Annotated in this window: 14 protein-coding genes; 1 reads left to right on the top strand and 13 read right to left on the bottom strand. The window is 60.1% G+C overall.

The genetic code is table 11. The features are described 5' to 3' along the window. Positions 1–2: 2 nt before the first annotated feature. The 6 genes from truB to rimP all read right to left on the bottom strand — a co-directional run bounded on the left by truB (position 3) and on the right by rimP (position 7,586). Positions 3–1,130, bottom strand: a complete 1,128-nt coding sequence (gene truB / locus ACZ5C3_RS00235; protein WP_464034384.1) for a tRNA pseudouridine(55) synthase TruB — start codon at positions 1,128–1,130, stop codon at positions 3–5. Beyond that, complete coding sequence (gene rbfA / locus ACZ5C3_RS00230; RefSeq protein ID WP_464034382.1) at positions 1,130–1,558, bottom strand: 30S ribosome-binding factor RbfA; 429 nt, start codon at positions 1,556–1,558, stop codon at positions 1,130–1,132. Before rbfA ends, truB begins: the two co-directional genes overlap by 1 nt. 184 nt (positions 1,559–1,742) lie before the next feature. Continuing rightward, positions 1,743–4,454 (bottom strand): translation initiation factor IF-2, encoded by a 2,712-nt coding sequence (infB, locus tag ACZ5C3_RS00225; protein ID WP_464034381.1) that lies wholly within the window; start codon positions 4,452–4,454, stop codon positions 1,743–1,745. Positions 4,455–4,498: 44 nt separating this feature from the next. Further along, entirely contained in the window at positions 4,499–5,191 is a 693-nt protein-coding gene (locus tag ACZ5C3_RS00220) for an RNA-binding protein (RefSeq protein WP_464034379.1), read from the bottom strand. A gap of 16 nt (positions 5,192–5,207) precedes the next feature. Next, a complete protein-coding gene (gene nusA, locus ACZ5C3_RS00215) occupies positions 5,208–6,809 on the bottom strand; it encodes a transcription termination factor NusA (RefSeq protein WP_464034377.1) in 1,602 nt (533 codons plus the stop codon). Positions 6,810–6,812: 3 nt separating this feature from the next. Beyond that, positions 6,813–7,586, bottom strand: a complete 774-nt coding sequence (gene rimP, locus ACZ5C3_RS00210; RefSeq protein WP_464034375.1) for a ribosome maturation factor RimP — start codon at positions 7,584–7,586, stop codon at positions 6,813–6,815. Positions 7,587–7,911: 325 nt separating this feature from the next. Here rimP and ACZ5C3_RS00205 point away from each other — a divergent pair, with 325 nt between their 5' ends. Beyond that, a complete protein-coding gene (locus tag ACZ5C3_RS00205; protein WP_464034373.1) occupies positions 7,912–8,991 on the top strand; it encodes a DUF2336 domain-containing protein in 1,080 nt (359 codons plus the stop codon). Positions 8,992–9,089: 98 nt separating this feature from the next. Here the strand turns inward: ACZ5C3_RS00205 and ACZ5C3_RS00200 are convergent, their stop codons facing one another. The 7 genes from ACZ5C3_RS00200 to miaB form a co-directional block, all read right to left on the bottom strand. Further along, entirely contained in the window at positions 9,090–9,818 is a 729-nt protein-coding gene (locus ACZ5C3_RS00200) for a tRNA (guanine(46)-N(7))-methyltransferase TrmB (RefSeq protein WP_464034371.1), read from the bottom strand. A 54-nt stretch (positions 9,819–9,872) separates the two neighbouring features. After that, entirely contained in the window at positions 9,873–10,289 is a 417-nt protein-coding gene (locus ACZ5C3_RS00195; protein ID WP_464034370.1) for a helix-turn-helix domain-containing protein, read from the bottom strand. 247 nt (positions 10,290–10,536) lie between these two features. Then, a complete protein-coding gene (gene lnt, locus ACZ5C3_RS00190; RefSeq protein ID WP_464044411.1) occupies positions 10,537–12,138 on the bottom strand; it encodes an apolipoprotein N-acyltransferase in 1,602 nt (533 codons plus the stop codon). Next, positions 12,135–13,151: a hemolysin family protein gene (locus ACZ5C3_RS00185; RefSeq protein ID WP_464038455.1), complete on the bottom strand. Its 1,017-nt coding sequence runs from the start codon at positions 13,149–13,151 to the stop codon at positions 12,135–12,137. The genes lnt and ACZ5C3_RS00185 overlap by 4 nt, the downstream gene beginning before the upstream one ends. Positions 13,152–13,250: 99 nt before the next feature. Then, positions 13,251–13,760, bottom strand: coding sequence for an rRNA maturation RNase YbeY (gene ybeY, locus ACZ5C3_RS00180; RefSeq protein WP_464034369.1), 510 nt, complete (start codon positions 13,758–13,760; stop codon positions 13,251–13,253). 58 nt (positions 13,761–13,818) lie between these two features. Next, on the bottom strand, positions 13,819–14,901 hold the full coding sequence (locus tag ACZ5C3_RS00175; protein WP_464044410.1) for a PhoH family protein: 1,083 nt from the start codon (positions 14,899–14,901) through the stop codon (positions 13,819–13,821). A gap of 4 nt (positions 14,902–14,905) precedes the next feature. Then, positions 14,906–16,309: a tRNA (N6-isopentenyl adenosine(37)-C2)-methylthiotransferase MiaB gene (gene miaB / locus ACZ5C3_RS00170; RefSeq protein ID WP_464034367.1), complete on the bottom strand. Its 1,404-nt coding sequence runs from the start codon at positions 16,307–16,309 to the stop codon at positions 14,906–14,908. Between the last annotated feature and the right edge of the window lie 52 nt (positions 16,310–16,361).

Raw genomic sequence — 16,361 nt, 5'->3', positions numbered from 1 at the left:
CGTCAAACACCTTCGTTGCGACCGGTGCTGGCAGTCAGCCCGGTCAGGTTGAACACGCGCTTGGGGATGAGTTCGCCGTTGCCAAGTTCGGCGAGGGCCAGAAGCCTCCCTCCGACGGTGACATAGACTGTGCCGTTCAAGATTGGCGCATCCCGTCCGCGCAACAAAACTGCTTGGCCTCTGTGAAGCCTCGCAGCATCAGCCCGTGTGACGGCCAGTGCCGGGATGTCGTCCAGCGCGGTCTCAACGGGCAAAAGCGCGTCGGCGAGGCTGCCCTCGCCAGACGCGGCTCTATCGCATAAAGCCTCCAATTCCGCCAGTGGAATCATGTCCGCTTCGGTAAACGGGCCGCAAAGCGTGCGCCGAAGCGCGCTGATATGGCCGTAGGAGCCTAGAATTCGGCCCATGTCGCGGGCCAGTGCTCGGACATAGGTGCCCTTGCCGCACTCCGCCTCAAACACGGCATGATTGCTATCTGGCTGATCTACAAGGGTTAATTCGTGAATTTCGACCGGGCGGGGCTGCAGCGCGACGGTTTCGCCGTCCCGTGCGAGATCGTAGGCCCGCTCGCCCTGGATCTTGATGGCAGAGTATTGCGGCGGGATCTGCTCGATCGTTCCGGTGAATTGCGGCAGCAGGGCCTGGATCGCCTCCGTGGTGGGGCGAACGTCGCTTGTCTGCGTCGCCTGTCCTTCCGTGTCATCGGTGTCCCGCTCTTCACCCCAGCACACGGTAAAGCGGTAACGCTTGCGGCCATCCATCACAAAGGGAACGGTCTTGGTGGCTTCGCCAAGGGCGATCGGCAGGCCACCCGATGCCAGCGGATCAAGCGTGCCGGCGTGGCCTGCACGTTTTGCTTGAAACAATCGCTTGAGCACGGCGACCGCATGCGTGGAGGTCATCCCGATCGGCTTGTCGAGAATCACCCAGCCATGAACATCACGGCGGTCGCGCTTGAACTGGCCGTGCTGCCGTTTGCCGCCGGATTGACGTGGGGCACGGTCATGATCGCGCGACGTGTTTTGCTGAGCAGTATTTACTGCAGACGCATCTGAAAATTTATTTTCAGATGGTGCATGCGAAGTGCCGTTATCAGACGCAACCACGTGGTCTGGAGAAGTCACATTCATCAGGTGTCGTCCGAATCCGTCTTGAGGTCTCTTTGAACTGCAGGTGTTCTTAGTAATTTCTCGATCCGTTCCGCTTCGTCGAATCGTTCGTCGACGCGGAAGCGAATGTCAGGTGCAAATTTCAGGTTAACGCGGTGCGCGACCTCGCCACGCAAGAACTTCTTGTTGCGATCGAGGGCCTCGATCACCTCATCAGTGCCGCGCCCGCCGAGCGGCATCACGTAGATCGTCGCGAGTTTGAGGTCCGGTGACATCCGCACCTCAGGGATCGTGATGATGTGACCTTCAAGGGCGGGATCATGCACACCACCTTGCCCGAGAATATCCGCGATCGCGTGACGCACCAATTCGCCAACGCGCAACTGGCGCTGCGAGCCTCCATTGGCGCTTGAACCACGACCACTATCGCGCTTGCGATGCGTTGGCATTGCTGTCCTTGTTCAAAAAATTAATTCATCGTGCCCGGGCGAACCCCGGGCACTCGCATTTTTGAGAGTAGAAATTCAGTCGCCGAAAACCGGGACAACAGATTCAAGGGCGGTTTTCCCGCCCTTGTCCCGGCCGCAACGACCTAATTTCGGAGAGACTGCAGCGCGCCTGTAAGACTTGGACTTACAAGGAGCGTTGAATGGTCTCCACGCGATAACATTCGATCACGTCGCCAGGACGCATGTCCTGATAGTTCTCGAACGACATACCACATTCCTGGCCGGCGACAACTTCGCGCGCATCATCCTTGAAGCGCTTGAGCTGCGCGAGCTTACCTTCGTGGATAACGACGTTGTCGCGGATCAGGCGCACATTGGCGCCGCGTTCCACGGTGCCGTCGGTGACGCGGCAACCCGCGATCTTGCCGACCTTCGAAATGTTGAACACCTCGAGGATCTGCGCGTTGCCGAGCATGGTTTCGCGCAGCGTCGGCGCGAGCAGACCCGACATCGCTTTCTTCACGTCATCCACGAGATCGTAGATGATGTTGTAGTAGCGAATTTCGATGCCGTCGCGCTTGGCGATGGCGGCGGCTTCCTTGTGGGCGCGGACGTTGAAACCGATGATTGCGGCGTTGAAGCCGTCGGCCAGTGTCACGTCCGATTCCGAAATACCGCCGACACCCGCATGCAGAATGCGCGCTGCGACTTCGTCCGTGCCGAGCTTGTCCAGCGATCCGAGAATCGCTTCGAGTGAGCCTTGCACGTCAGCTTTCACCACCAGCGGGAAGTCCTTGCGGCCCGTGGTCTTGAGCTGCGACATCATTTGTTCGAGCGAACCGCGCATGCCGGCCATGCTGGCTGCGGATTTCTCGCGCTTCTGATGCGCTCGATATTCGGTAACCTGGCGGGCGCGAGCTTCGTTCTCAACCACAGCGAGACGATCGCCGGCTTCCGGTGGGCCATTGAAGCCCAGCACCTCGACCGGCACCGATGGCCCGGCCTCGGTGATGTTGGTGCCCTGATCGGAAATCAGCGCGCGGACACGGCCCATTTCAGCGCCGGCGACGATGATGTCGCCGATGCGCAATGTGCCGCGCTGCACGAGCACGGTCGCGACCGGGCCACGGCCGCGATCGAGCTTTGCTTCGATCACGGTGCCTTCAGCCGGACGGTCCGGATTGGTCTTGAGCTCGAGAATTTCGGCCTGGAGCGCGATCATTTCGAGCAGCTTGTCGAGGTTGGTCTTGTTCTTGGCCGAGACCTCGACGTCAACAACGTCACCACCGAAAGATTCCACCTGCACATCGTGCTGCAGCAGTTCGGTGCGCACGCGCTCGGGCTTCGCGTCGGGCTTGTCGATCTTGTTGATCGCCACGATCATTGGCACCTTCGCCGCCTTGGCGTGGTTGATCGCTTCGATGGTCTGCGGCATGACGCCGTCATCGGCAGCAACGACCAGCACGACGATATCGGTAACCTTGGCGCCGCGCGCGCGCATCGCGGTGAACGCAGCGTGGCCCGGCGTGTCGATGAAGGTGATCTTTTTGCCGCTATCGGGCGACGTGACCTGATAAGCACCGATATGCTGCGTGATGCCGCCGGCTTCGCCACTAACCACATTGGCGTGACGCAACGCGTCGAGCAGTGAGGTCTTGCCGTGATCGACGTGACCCATGACGGTGACCACCGGTGGCCGCGGAGTCGTGTCGGATGCGTGATCGTCGGCAACGTCAAACAGGCCTTCTTCAACGTCAGAAGCGGCAACGCGCTTGACGCTGTGGCCCAGTTCTTCGGCGATGAGCTGGGCGGTATCGGCATCGATCACGTCGGTGATCTTGTGCATCGCGCCCTGCTTCATCAGCAGGCGAATGACGTCGACCGCGCGCTCAGCCATGCGGTTGGCCAGTTCCTGAATCGTGATGGCTTCAGGAATCGTCACCTCGCGGATCAGCTTTTCCTTTGGCTCGTTCGAAACATGCCCCTTCAGGCGTTGCGTGCGGCGGCGAAACGACGCGATTGAGCGTTCGCGCACATCGTCTGCATTCAGCGCGGTTGAGAGCGTCAGACGACCACGTTCCTTGGCGGGGCCGGGCTTATGAGTCGGCTTTGGCGCGACGACCGGTCGGGCAGGGCCGCCACCGGGACGACGAACCATCCGCGGTGCTTCATCCTCATCCGAGCCGTCTGCTGCAACTGGCGCTGGACGAGCTGGCGTTCCCGTTGCAGGGCGAGCTCCGGGCGTGGCGGGACGGCCCCCCGGGGTCGCCGGACGGGATCCGGGCGTCGCAGGACGGGCCGCCGGTGCGCGAGCGGCAGGTGCTGCGGCGGGAGTTGCAGCAGCTGGTGCTGCGGGTTTCTTTTCGGCTTCACCAAAGCGCTTCTGGGCTTCGCGTTCGGCCCTCGCCTTCGCTTCTTCATCGGCGCGATGGCGCTCTTCCTCGGCCTTTTTGCGAGCCTCGGCAGCTTCGCGCTCTTGCTGTTCCTTAAATTCTTGGGTGTTGCGGCGCGCGGCTTCTTCCTCGGCGATGCGGCGCTCCTCGATCTCGCGCGCGCGTGCGTCCGCAAGCGCGCTGGCACGTGCGCTCTGCTCGTCTTCGGTCAGGGTGCGTAGAACCACGCCGGAGGTCCGCGGCGCAGGCTTTGGCTCCGGTCGACGTTGTTGCGATGCGACTTTAGCCACAGGAGCCGGTGTCGGCGCCGGGGCGGGCGTGGGTGCTTCGGGGGCCGTGTCGCCAGCCATGCGGCGCTTGGTCTTCTTCTCGACCACCACCGACTTGGTGCGGCCGTGACTGAAACTCTGGCGCACAACGCCGGTCTCTGTGCGCGGCTTCAGCGACAGAGTTTTCGAACCAACGCTCAGCGTCTTGTCGCCAGGTGTCTTCGTATCAGCCATTCAATAGTCCCAATCTCGTTCGGTTTGCCCGCATGCCCATCATGTCAGCGGGGCCCTAAGTCCTTGTCCATTCCGGTCATTTTGCTGCCAGCCGTGATCCGGAAGCGGCTGAGTGTCTGGCAGCGCATCAGGAAGGTTTTGCTGGCCGGGCCTGCGAGCAGGGCAGCATGTACCACATTTGCCCGCCCAAGTGCCAAATCCAATTCATCGGTGCTTAAAGCGCTGATAATCGGCAGTTCCGTCGAATCTGCGGTACTTGCCTGCATTCGGGCGGCTAATTTGCCGTTCAGCTTGCGAATTCCGTCTGCAGCGCCGTCGCTGGCGTGGATCAGGCCGACCGCCTGCCCCCCCTCAATCGCGTCCTCGACCTTGGAGAAGCCGGACACAACCTGGCCGGCCTTGGCGACCATGGCGAGGCCTTCAACCAGCCCCCGGACCATGAGCCGGTCGATATCGTCCGCGAGGGTCTTCGGCACCTGCACGGCACGCTTGAAACTCTTCGCGAAAACATTGCGGCGCCCGGCTTCCACGACGGCGGCATGAGACAGTGAGACCCAAAGGCCGCGGCCGGGCAGTTTGCGTTTCAGATCCGGAACGACCTCGCCCGCGGGCGAGAGCACGAACCGGATCAGATCGTCGATCGGCGCAACTTGCCGCGTGACCGCGCACATCCGCTCGGTCCCGGACTTCGTCCGGGGTCCTCGGTCGAGATCTGCGTGATCAGCGATGGCAAGCATGCGCGTGACATTTCCTTTAAGCCGGATTGTCTTCGGAAGCGGTGGCTTCCGAGGTCTTCGCGAGTTCATCCGCGCTGATCCAGCCGGCGGCGACGCGCGCCTGCATGATCAAAGCCTCAGCGTCCTCACGCGAAAGCTCGTTGGCATCGAGGATGCCGGCATGTTTCGTCGTCTCGCCGTCCTTGCGCTCGGTCCATCCGACCAGATCGTCGGTGGCGCAGCCAGCCAGATCTTCGATGGTCTTGATGTCGTTCTCGCCGAACTTCACCAGCATCTTCGAGGTTACGCCGGGGACGGTTTTCAAAGCGTCATCCACACCAAGTTCCTTCCGCTTCGCTTCGAGTTCACCCTCGAGCCGTTCGAGATATTCACGCGCCCGGCTCTGCAGCTCGTTGGCGGTTTCCTCATCGAAACCTTCAATGCTGGTGAGTTCCCTCGGGTCGACCAATGCCAGGTCTTCGACTGAACTGAAACCTTCGGATGCGAGCAACTGGCCGACGACTTCGTCGACATTGAGCGCTTCCATAAAGACGCGGGTCGAATTCTCGAAATCGGCCTGACGGCGTTCCGATTCTTCCTGTTCGGTCAGGATATCGATATCCCAGCCCGTGAGCTGTGATGCCAGACGGACATTCTGGCCGCGGCGTCCAATCGCAAGTGACAATTGGGTATCCGGCACCACGACTTCAATGCGCTCACGGTCCTCATCGATAACAACCTTCGCGACTTCGGCAGGCGCTAGTGCGTTCACGACGAATGTTGCGATGTCCGGTGACCATGGAATGATGTCGATCTTTTCGCCTTGCAGCTCGTTCACCACGGCCTGCACACGCGAACCGCGCATACCGACGCAGGCGCCGACGGGATCGACCGAGGAATCGCGGGAAATCACGCCGATCTTCGCGCGCGAACCCGGATCACGGGCCACGGCCTTGATCTCGACGATGCCATCGTAAATCTCAGGCACTTCCTGCGCGAACAGCTTCGCCATGAATTGCGGATGGGTGCGGGACAGGAAAATCTGCGGTCCGCGGGTTTCGCGGCGGACATCGAACACGTAAGCGCGCACGCGATCGCCGTTGCGGAACAATTCGCGCGGCAACATCTCGTCGCGGCGCACGATGGCTTCGCCACGGCCCAGATCGACGATGACACTGCCGTATTCGACGCGCTTGACGACGCCGTTGACGATCTCGCCGATGCGGTCCTTGAATTCCTGATACTGCCGGTCGCGCTCGGCCTCGCGGACCTTCTGTACGATGACCTGCTTCGCCGACTGCGCAGCGATGCGGCCATATTCCAGCGGCGGCAGCGTGTCGGCGATGGTATCGCCAACCTGTGCGCCGGGATTGGCGCGCTGGGCATCCTTCAGTGAAATCTGGTTCGACGGGTTTTCGACCTGCTCGACCACCAGCATATGACGCGAGAGTCGCAACTCGCCTTTCTTAGCGTCGATTTCCGCGTGTACGTCGGTTTCCGACCCGTAGCGGGCACGTGCCGCCTTCGCGATCGCGTCTTCCATCGCGGAAATGACGATCGACCGATCGATCGATTTCTCGCGTGCAACGGCATCCGCGATTTGCAGCAGTTCGAGTTTATTGGCGCTGACAGCAGCCATGGCTCAGTCTCCCTCGTGGTGGTCGGTTTTGCCTGCGCGCTTCGCTTTCTCGGCGGCCAGGCGATGTTCCTTGGTGTTGGTCGGCTTTGCCTTCGGTTTCGGCTTTTTGCTTTTGGCCGGATCGTTTTCGGACCTGGCTTTTTTGGCATGCGGTGGCGGCGGTGGTTCGAGGCCAAGGTCCTCGCGCAGGTCGCGCGCGGCCGCTTTACCTCTCCGCATGGATTCCGCGATCAGCTCATCGGTCAAAACCAGCCGTGCGTCAGAAATATCCTCCATGGTTAAGAGGACATTGGGCTCCTGGTCAGCGCGCACATCGTCGCGGATGAGTTTGACCCCGGCGCCTTCGACGCCGTCGAGCTTTCCGCGAAAACGCTTGCGGCCTTCATGTGGGACCGCCATCTCGATCTTTACAAGGTGGCCGACGTAGCGCTCGAAGTCGGATCGGCGCACAAGCGGCCGGTCGATACCGGGCGAGGAAATTTCCAGGCGATAGGCACGTTGGACCGGATCGGCGACATCCATCACTGGCGAGAGCGCGCGCGAAATGGCTTCACAATCCTCAATCTGCATGGTGCCGTCGGGCCGTTCCGCCATGATCTGGACAGTGCAGCCGGCTTCACCGGAGACGCGGATACGCACGAGCCGGTATCCCATACCCTCGAGAACAGGCGTCGCCACCGCCGACACGCGCGCCGCCACGCCGGGCTCAACCACAAGGCGTGGTTCGGCCAGGAGGTCATTCAGCTCATCGGTGTCGATGTGTGATGGGTCGATCATATCCAGTGCGAAACGCTCTCAGGGTGGTCGCGACGCATCATTTGCGATGGATCGTACGATGGGTCGCGAGATAGGTCGTAAGGGTAATAAAAAAGAGCGGGTCCCGCGGGGCCCACTCTCCTACGTACTGTATGAGAATTTATGTTGCTCGGAATATAGAGGTTTTTTGGCCGCGCGGCAAGGCTGCCGAATCAGGCCAAAACGCGAAAAACCGTACAATTGCAGCTAACTGTTCCTTCATTTCGGTTCCCTAGATTGCCGTCGGCGCCGGGCCTCGCTTGGATCGTGCCTTTCGAGGCCGCGCGTCTACGCGACCGAGTTTTCCATGGCAGCAGCTTCTCTTATTCCGGAACTTGACGACATCGTTAAAAACGGAACTGCAAAACGGCGGGCCGAAGCAATTGAGCGAATCTCGGAGCTATTCCTTGAGGGGGCGCCCCGTTTCCAGAGCCAGCACGTCGAGCTCTTCGACGACATTCTGGTAGGGCTGGTCCCAACCACCGAAATTGACACCCGTGCCGAGCTTGCTGCGCGTCTGTCGCAGGTCGACAACGCGCCGCCGACGCTCGTGAAGCAGTTAGCGCGTGAGGACGAGATCAAGATCGCAGGGCCGATTCTGGCCCATTCGCCGCTACTTGATGAGCCGACTCTCGTCGATATCGCTCGAAAAAAGGGACAGTCGCATTTGGCGGCCATTTCCGAGCGGCCGACCCTGACCACCTCTGTGACGGATGTCATTCTTCGTCGCGGCGACCGCGACGTGGTCCGCACCGTAGCTGCGAATGATGGTGCCAAGTTCTCTGAAGGGGGATATGCGGGCCTGGTCAAGCGCGCGACGGATGACGGCGCGTTGGCCGTCACGGTAGGACAGCGTGAGGACATTTCGTCAGCATCGTTGAAGGAACTGCTGTCGAAGTCGGAGGACGGTGTGCGGCGCAGTCTGCTTGACGCAGCGGATCCCGAGCGAGTGTCTGCGATCAACGAGGCGATGGCTGAAATTGCCAGTACGAAGCCGGTGCAGCGCGATTTCGGGCCGGCGCAAAGGGCCGTTCTCGCTATGCATCAGGCCGGGGCACTCAACGAGAAGGCGCTGCTCGATTTTGCCCGGCAGCATAAATACGAGGAAGCAATCGCGGCATTTTCTTCGCTGTCCGGGATGCGGTTGCCGATGGTCCATCAGCTCATTCAGGGGGACCGCGAGGATCCGATTCTCCTGCTCGCCAAGTCCTCGGGGATGGAATGGATGACGGTCCGCGCCTTGATCATGCTGCGGCTCGGACCGGGCAAAACGATGCCTCCGCCGGACATCGAGGAAGCGCGCGTTAACTATGAACGGCTTTCCTTGGCCACTGCGGAGCGTGTTCTCGCGTTCTGGCGCGCACGCGAAATCGCCAAGCCGGCCTAGAGCATATTCGGTTCTGATTGCATCAGAACCGAAGCTCTAGATTCTTGTTTGACGCGTTTTCTTCACGCGAACCGGTAGCCACTTCGCTCGAAAACGCTCTAACCTGCTTTTCTCTGCAGCCTAAACGTCAGGTACGCGGCGCGGCGTCCTTCGCGTTCTGCCTTCCGGCCATAGCGGGTCATGGTGTAGCCCGCCCACGGCATCTGCCAGTCGCCCGCACGCTCGGCGGTCCAGGTAAAATCTGTCGAACGCGTCATGTGGGCCAAGGTCCACGCGCAATAGTCATCGATGTCGCTAACAAAGCGGAATTCGCCATTTGCGGTCAGGACGCGCGACATCGCAACGATGGTCGCATCCTGAACGAAGCGACGTTTCCAATGCCGTCGCTTGGGCCACGGGTCTGGATGGATCAGATCAATACGCGCGAAACTTGCCTGCGGTGCCCAGGCAAGCAGTTCCGCGGCGTCACCGGCAAACAGGCGAAGGTTTGAAATGTTGTGCTCTTCAACCTGCGTGAGAATTTTCGCCATGCCATTGACGTAAGGCTCGCAGCCGATGAAGCCGACGTCGGGATAAGCCAACGCCTCTGCGATCAGGTGTTCGCCACCGCCGAACCCGATCTCGAGGCGTTTCGAGGTGACGGGCCGATCAAACAGCGAGCCGATATCCGGCGGACTTGGCTGGCTGATATCGAGCACGAGACGAGGCAGCAAATTCGCAATCAGGTCCGCCTGATGATTGCGGAGCTTGTGTCCTTTGCGCCGGCCAAAGAAAGATCCCTGACCGTGCTCGCGGTCATGCGACGGCATATGTTCGTTTTCCGACATAGCCGGTTCATTGTCTGTCAAGCAAGCATCAGTCATCGAGAAGCGCGGCGAGGATCAGGGATGGTCCACTTGCTCTCGCGAAGCCATCTGCTCGACGAGGTCGACGATGCTACGGCGAAGCTTGGCATCCGTAATACGCGTAAACGCGCGAGTCAGCGCCAATCCTTCCGACGTTGCAAGGAAATCGGAAACATAAGCTGGCGATGACGCTTCGCTCATTCCCGTCGGGGCGTTGGGGCCGGCTGGGCCTCCTTCAAACAAAAAGGAGACCGGGACCTGCAAAATGTCGGAGATCTGCTGCAGGCGGCTCGCACCAATACGGTTCGTGCCCTTCTCGTATTTCTGCACTTGCTGAAAGGTCAAACCCAGCGCTTCGCCGAGTTTCTCCTGGCTCATGCCAAGCATGATTCGCCGCATACGAACGCGGCTACCTACATATTTATCGACAGGATTGGGCGCCTTGGTTGTCATCTAGTAGCTCCGCGCCATCGCTGCATACACAATGCCAGTATTACCATTGTTGGAATGATAGAACCGGATTACGCCTTTCGCTGCGAGGCCGTCAAATAGTTGTGACGGAATGGTGAAAATTTCAGCTATTAGGCGCCCGACTTACGTTAGTTCCGCACTATCATACCTGAAACCCTATTGTCATGAAGGGAACGGGCAAATGATAGTGCCGAAACGCAAGCAAACTTAGAAGAAGTTTAAAGGCGCCTCACGCACTTTGCTTCGCACGCCGGCGGATAACCACGATCGCGGACAGCGCGATCACGATTGCGGCAGGAACATCCTGCACTTGTGAGTACAATGTAGGCGATATCGCGGCAGGAAGCGCGGAATCCAAAACGCCTTCGGTGCCGAGATCCAGACGGTTAATAATCCGGCCGACCGGATCGATTACTGCTGAAATGCCGGTGTTCGCTGAGCGGACTACCGGGAGCCCTTCCTCGATTGCGCGCAGACGGGCTTGTTGCAAATGTTGATACGGGCCAGTCGAAATTCCAAACCAGCCATCGTTGGTCAGGTTGACGATCCAGCCCGGCCGATCGTCACGTGGAACCACGTCGCCCGGAAAAATGGCCTCGTAGCAGATCAGCGGCAGCATGCGCGGCGCATTGGGTATCGCCATTGTCCGCCGACGATCGCCAGGAATAAATCCGCCGCGCATTTTTGTCAGCTGCTGGAGGCCGAGTTTTTCCAGCACGTTTTGGAACGGTAGATACTCTCCGAACGGCACGAGATGAAGCTTGTCGTAAATCGACAAGATCGTGCCATCGTGATCGATCACATAAACCGAATTGTAGGCGCGCGTGACCCTCAACTCAGGCGGTTGATCCGGCGGACGAACGCCACCGGTGACCAGCACGGTGCCTTTAGGCAAAAAGTTTACGATCTGTGCCATCGCGTCGGCTTCACGCGACAAGAAAAAGGGAAATGCCGATTCTGGCCAGATCAAAATCGTCGCGTCTTTCACTCCAGTCGTTTGCGGACCTGTCGAGCGATCAGACAGCGACAGATATTTATCCATCACCATCTGCTTGGCGCTGTAATTGAACTTTACGTCCTGCTGCAGATTAGGCTGCATGAGACGCAGCCTCACATCCTTCACCAGCCGGGTCGGTTTGCTGGAAAGTCTCGCTGTTCCGTAAGCGCCCATAGCGGCGAGCAAGACGAGCGATACGCTCAAGGGTAGCCACGGCCGGGACGTGTTGCTGCGGTCGTCGAAAAGGATCGCAGGACTCGCGAAAATTGCGACGGTGATGAACGTCAATCCCCACAGCCCGGTCAGGGCGGCGGTCTGCGCCAGCGCAAGCGGCTCGGTCAATGCATAGCCGAGGGCGTTCCAAGGAAAGCCCGTCAGGATGTGGCCACGAAGCCATTCACTGACAGTGAGCGCACATGCCAGTGCAAGAATGCGCGATCCGTCCTTGGTCCAGATCAGCCGAGCCAGCGCAAAGCCAAAAGCCATGAACAGCGCCAAGAGCGCGGGTAAACCCATCACCGCGACCGGGAGCAGCCAGGCGAACGTTTCTGCGTCCACAAGGAATGCGTAGCCGATCCAATAAAGGCCTGCCACGAAATATCCAAAGCCGAACCACCAGCCGCTCACAGCGGCCGCCGGAATTCCACCGAGACGTCCCGCACCAGCACCATCGATCAGCCAGACGATCACTGGAATCGTAATGAACAGGACAGGCCATGCATTAAATGGCGCAACGGCCAGCGCGGACAATGCGCCAGAGACGAATGCGATGGCTGCGCGGCGCCAGCCCCACGAGAGGATGATACCTGCGATTAACGCGCGCAGAGATGTCATGGGGTTCCCGCAGTGTCGCCGGAGGGCGAAGAGCTTGTGTCGGGTGGCGGTTGGTTCGCGGCATCTGTCGCAGCTTCGCGCCGCCGTTCTCGAAGGCGCGGGTTCGAGCGATCTTTTCGCGTGCCAATGCGCACGCGCTTGATGCGCCGTGGATCGGCGTCGAGCACCTCGATTTCGAATTCACCAGGGCCAGAGATGATCTCGCCCCGAACCGGCAGGCGGCCAACCTGCGTCACGAGATAACCACCCAGCGTATCGACATCCTCGCCCGCTTCGCCGGTGTCGAATTGCTCGCCGACCACTGATTTGACATCGTCGAGGCCCGCGCGGGCGTCTGCGATGAAGGAGCCGTCCCCCTGCCGGACCACCGACGGCGGTTCGTCGCCATCGTGTTCGTCGTCAATTTCACCGACCACCTGTTCGACGATATCCTCGATTGACACCAGTCCGTCTGTGCCACCGTATTCATCCACGACCAGTGCCAAATGAATACGCGTGGCCTGCATCTGAGCCAGAAGATCGATGGCGGGCATCGATGGCGGAACATAGAGCAGCTTGCGCATGATGTTCGCGTCCATCAACGACATGCGCAAGTCGACAGCGCGCAGATCGATTCCCGCGGGAAACGGCTTCTTGCGCTTGGTGTTGACCTCGTCCGCAATTTTGGCTTTTGCGGTGATGAAGGCGAGCAGATCGCGGATGTGGACGATACCTTCCGGCTCGTCGAGCGTGTCGTCATAAACCACAAGCCGCGAATGGCCCGCGCTCTCGAATGTGGTCATCAATTCGCCTAGCGAAATGTCGCGCTTGACGCCAACGATGTCGGCGCGCGGCACCATGACGTCGGCGATGCGTCGCTCATGCAGCGCGAGGATGTTGCGCAGCATGGTGCGTTCGATCGTCGAAAATCCCGTTTCATCGGGCGCTGTTGCATCAAGGACAACCTGAAGATCCGCGCGGGCCGATCCGGCCTTCCAGCCAAACAACGTGCGTAGCGCACGCATCAGCCACATCTCGGAGGATGGCCGTAAGACTTCACCGTGGTGCACAGGCACCGGCAAATTACTGCTGGGCCGTTGCGTTTCGGTTTTACTACTGTCCGGGTCGGGCACCTATTTCACCTGATCGTCGTGCGCATAAGGATCGGGAATGCCGAGCTGCGCGAGGATAGTCCGCTCAAGGTCTTCCATGACCTCGGCGTCGTCGTCATTTTCGTGGTCGTAGCCGATGAGATGCAGAAAGCCATGTATGGCAAGATGGCTGAGATGATGGTCGAACGGCTTGTGTTCGGCGTCGGCCTCAGCGCGGGTCGTCTCGTATGCGATGGCGATGTCGCCGAGCATTCGCGGCGCATCATCTTCGAGCGATGATCCGGACGGCTGCAGGGCTGGAAACGACAACACGTTGGTCGGCTTATCGATGTTGCGCCAGTTCTTGTTCAGCGTGCGGATGCCCGCATCGTCTGTCAGCATGATCGCCAGTTCAGCATCCGCAGTGTCTGCTTCGACCATGACGGAAGCCGCCTCAATGGCGCGATGAATGGTTGTTTCCGCGTCCGCCTCACGCTGCCAGCAGTCGGCGGTGATGAGAACTTCAGTCGCGGGATATCCGTCGGAGGTCATGGATAATGGGTTTCTACGGTCCACACGGGCTATGTCATAAGCATCGGTGCATCATGCATCAAGGCTTGCCAGGGACGGCCGGCTTCGGTGCGCCCTCGTAGGCAGCAACAATCCGCGCCACCAACTCGTGGCGAATGACGTCCTGGGCGGTGAATTGCACCTGCGCGATGCCTTCGACCCCGGCAAGCAGCGCCGCGGCTTCCGCGAGACCCGACGGTTGACCATTGGGAAGGTCGACCTGACTTGGGTCTCCCGTGATAATCATGCGACTGTTCTCGCCGAGACGCGTCAAAAACATCTTCATCTGCATCGATGTGGTGTTTTGCGCTTCGTCCAGGATGATCGCGGCATTTGTCAGCGTGCGGCCGCGCATGAACGCCAGCGGCGCGATCTCGATCTCGCCACTTTGCAGGCCGCGCTCGACGATGCGCGCATCCATCAGATCATACAGTGCATCGTAGATCGGCCGCAGATAAGGATCGACCTTTTCGCGCATGTCGCCCGGCAGGAAGCCGAGCCGTTCGCCGGCTTCGACGGCCGGACGCGACAGGATAATCCGGTCAACTTCCTTGCGTTCGAACAACTGACACGCCCGCGCCACGGCGAGCCACGTCTTGCCGGTGCCTGCGGGGCCGATGCCGAACACCAATTCGTGGCGCTTCAGCGCGCGAATGTAAGAATCCTGCGCTGCTGTCCGGGCGCGCACCGGCCGCTTGCGCAAATTGAGTTCTTCGAATTGAGGCTTCGCAGCCTTTGGTTCGTCAGGCTTTGCTTCGAAGCCCTTGTCGAACTCAAACAACGATCCTTGTGCGATGACGGCGCGGATTGCGCCTTCCACGTCGCCCTGTGCAACATCGTGATTGCGCGTGGCCTGCTCGTAAAGCATCTCCAGGACGCGCCGCGCGCCGTCGCACGCATCGCGCGTCCCAGCGATCGTAATGTGGTTGCCGCGTGAGTCGGCCACAACGCCCAGGCGGCGTTCGATCAGCGCGAGATTTTGCCCGTACGGGCCGACCAGCGCGGAGGCGGCGGTGTTGTCGTCGAAAGCAACGACGATCTGGGTTTCGTGCGTGGGTTGAATGTCTCGGTCGTGCTTGCGGCCAGGGGCGAGGGTCGGCGAATCCGATGCGCTTTTTGGCAAGGGTTCAGGCTCCGGTGGTCATGGCGGACGGGACAGCTTGCAGCGAGGGCGTGGGAGAAGAGGTCGCGAGCGCGCCGATCAGGCTGTAGCGCTCCAGGCTTTCGATAGAGACGGGCAAAACCTTGCCGATGATGTCTGGTGAAGCCATGACGTGCGCAGGTTGCAAATAAGCGGTGCGGCCGACTATCTGCCCCGGATTACGGGCCGCGCGCTCAAACAGCACGTCAACCGTCTCGCCGATCGAAGCTGCGTTAAACGCAGCCTGCTGGCTGTCGATCAATGCCTGGAGTCGCGCCAATCGCTCGTCCATAACGCTTGTCGTGACCATCTCCTGCATGTCCGCCGCCGGCGTTCCGGGCCGGGGCGAATATTTGAAAGAATATGCGCCAGCGTAGCTGATTTGTGTGACCAACGCGAGTGTGGCCGAAAAGTCTTCTTCCGTTTCGCCGGGGAAACCGACGATAAAATCCGACGAAAATGCAATGTCTTCGCGCACCTTCCGGAACCGGTCGATGGTGCGGCGATAATCATTCGCGGTATGCTTGCGGTTCATGGCTTCGAGGATCCGATCGGAACCCGATTGAACCGGCAAATGAACGAACGGCATCACGGCAGGAATATCGCGGTGAGCCTCGATCAACGCATCATCAACGTCGCGGGGATGACTGGTTGAATAGCGCAGCCGGGCAATGCCGGGGATTGCAGCAAGGTAATGGAGCAAGCGGCCGAGAGACCAGGCCGTGCCGTCTTCGCCATCACCGTGAAACGCGTTGACGTTCTGGCCGATCAGCGTGATCTCGCGCACACCATTGTCGGCGAGCCGTTGCACGTCCTCAATGATGCGCGCGACAGGGCGCGAAACTTCCATGCCGCGGGTGTAGGGCACCACGCAGAAAGTGCAGAATTTGTCGCAACCTTCCTGCACTGTGACGAAGGACGAAATCCCGCGGGAGCGAATCACCGCGGGCTTGGGATCGGGCAGTGCCGTGAATTTATCCTCGACCGGAAATTCGGTTTCGATGGCGCGGCCTTCAGCTTTTGCCTTTGCCAGAAGCTGCGGCAAGTGATGATAGCTCTGCGGACCGACAACAACGTCGACAACCGGAGCGCGGCTGATGATCTCGCTACCTTCGGCCTGCGCGACGCAGCCGGCAACTGCGATCCGCATCTCGCGGCCTTGGCGCGCGGCTTCATCCTTGGCGGTACGCAGCCGTCCGAGCTCCGAGTAGACCTTCTCCGAAGCCTTCTCGCGGATGTGGCAGGTATTCAGGATGACGAGATCGGCGTCGTCGACGCTCGATGTTTCCACGAATCCTTCAGGCGCCAACGTGTCCACCATGCGTTGTGCATCGTAGACATTCATCTGACAGCCGTATGACTTGATGTGCAGCTTTCGCGGCGTGTTCATCGAAACCTTGTGATAGCGGCCTCAGCCAGTGCGGCGGTTCAGAAGCCCGCAT

The organism is Afipia dichlorophenoxyacetatis, from assembly GCF_055386385.1.
This window is presented reverse-complemented; position numbering and strand designations above follow the sequence as displayed.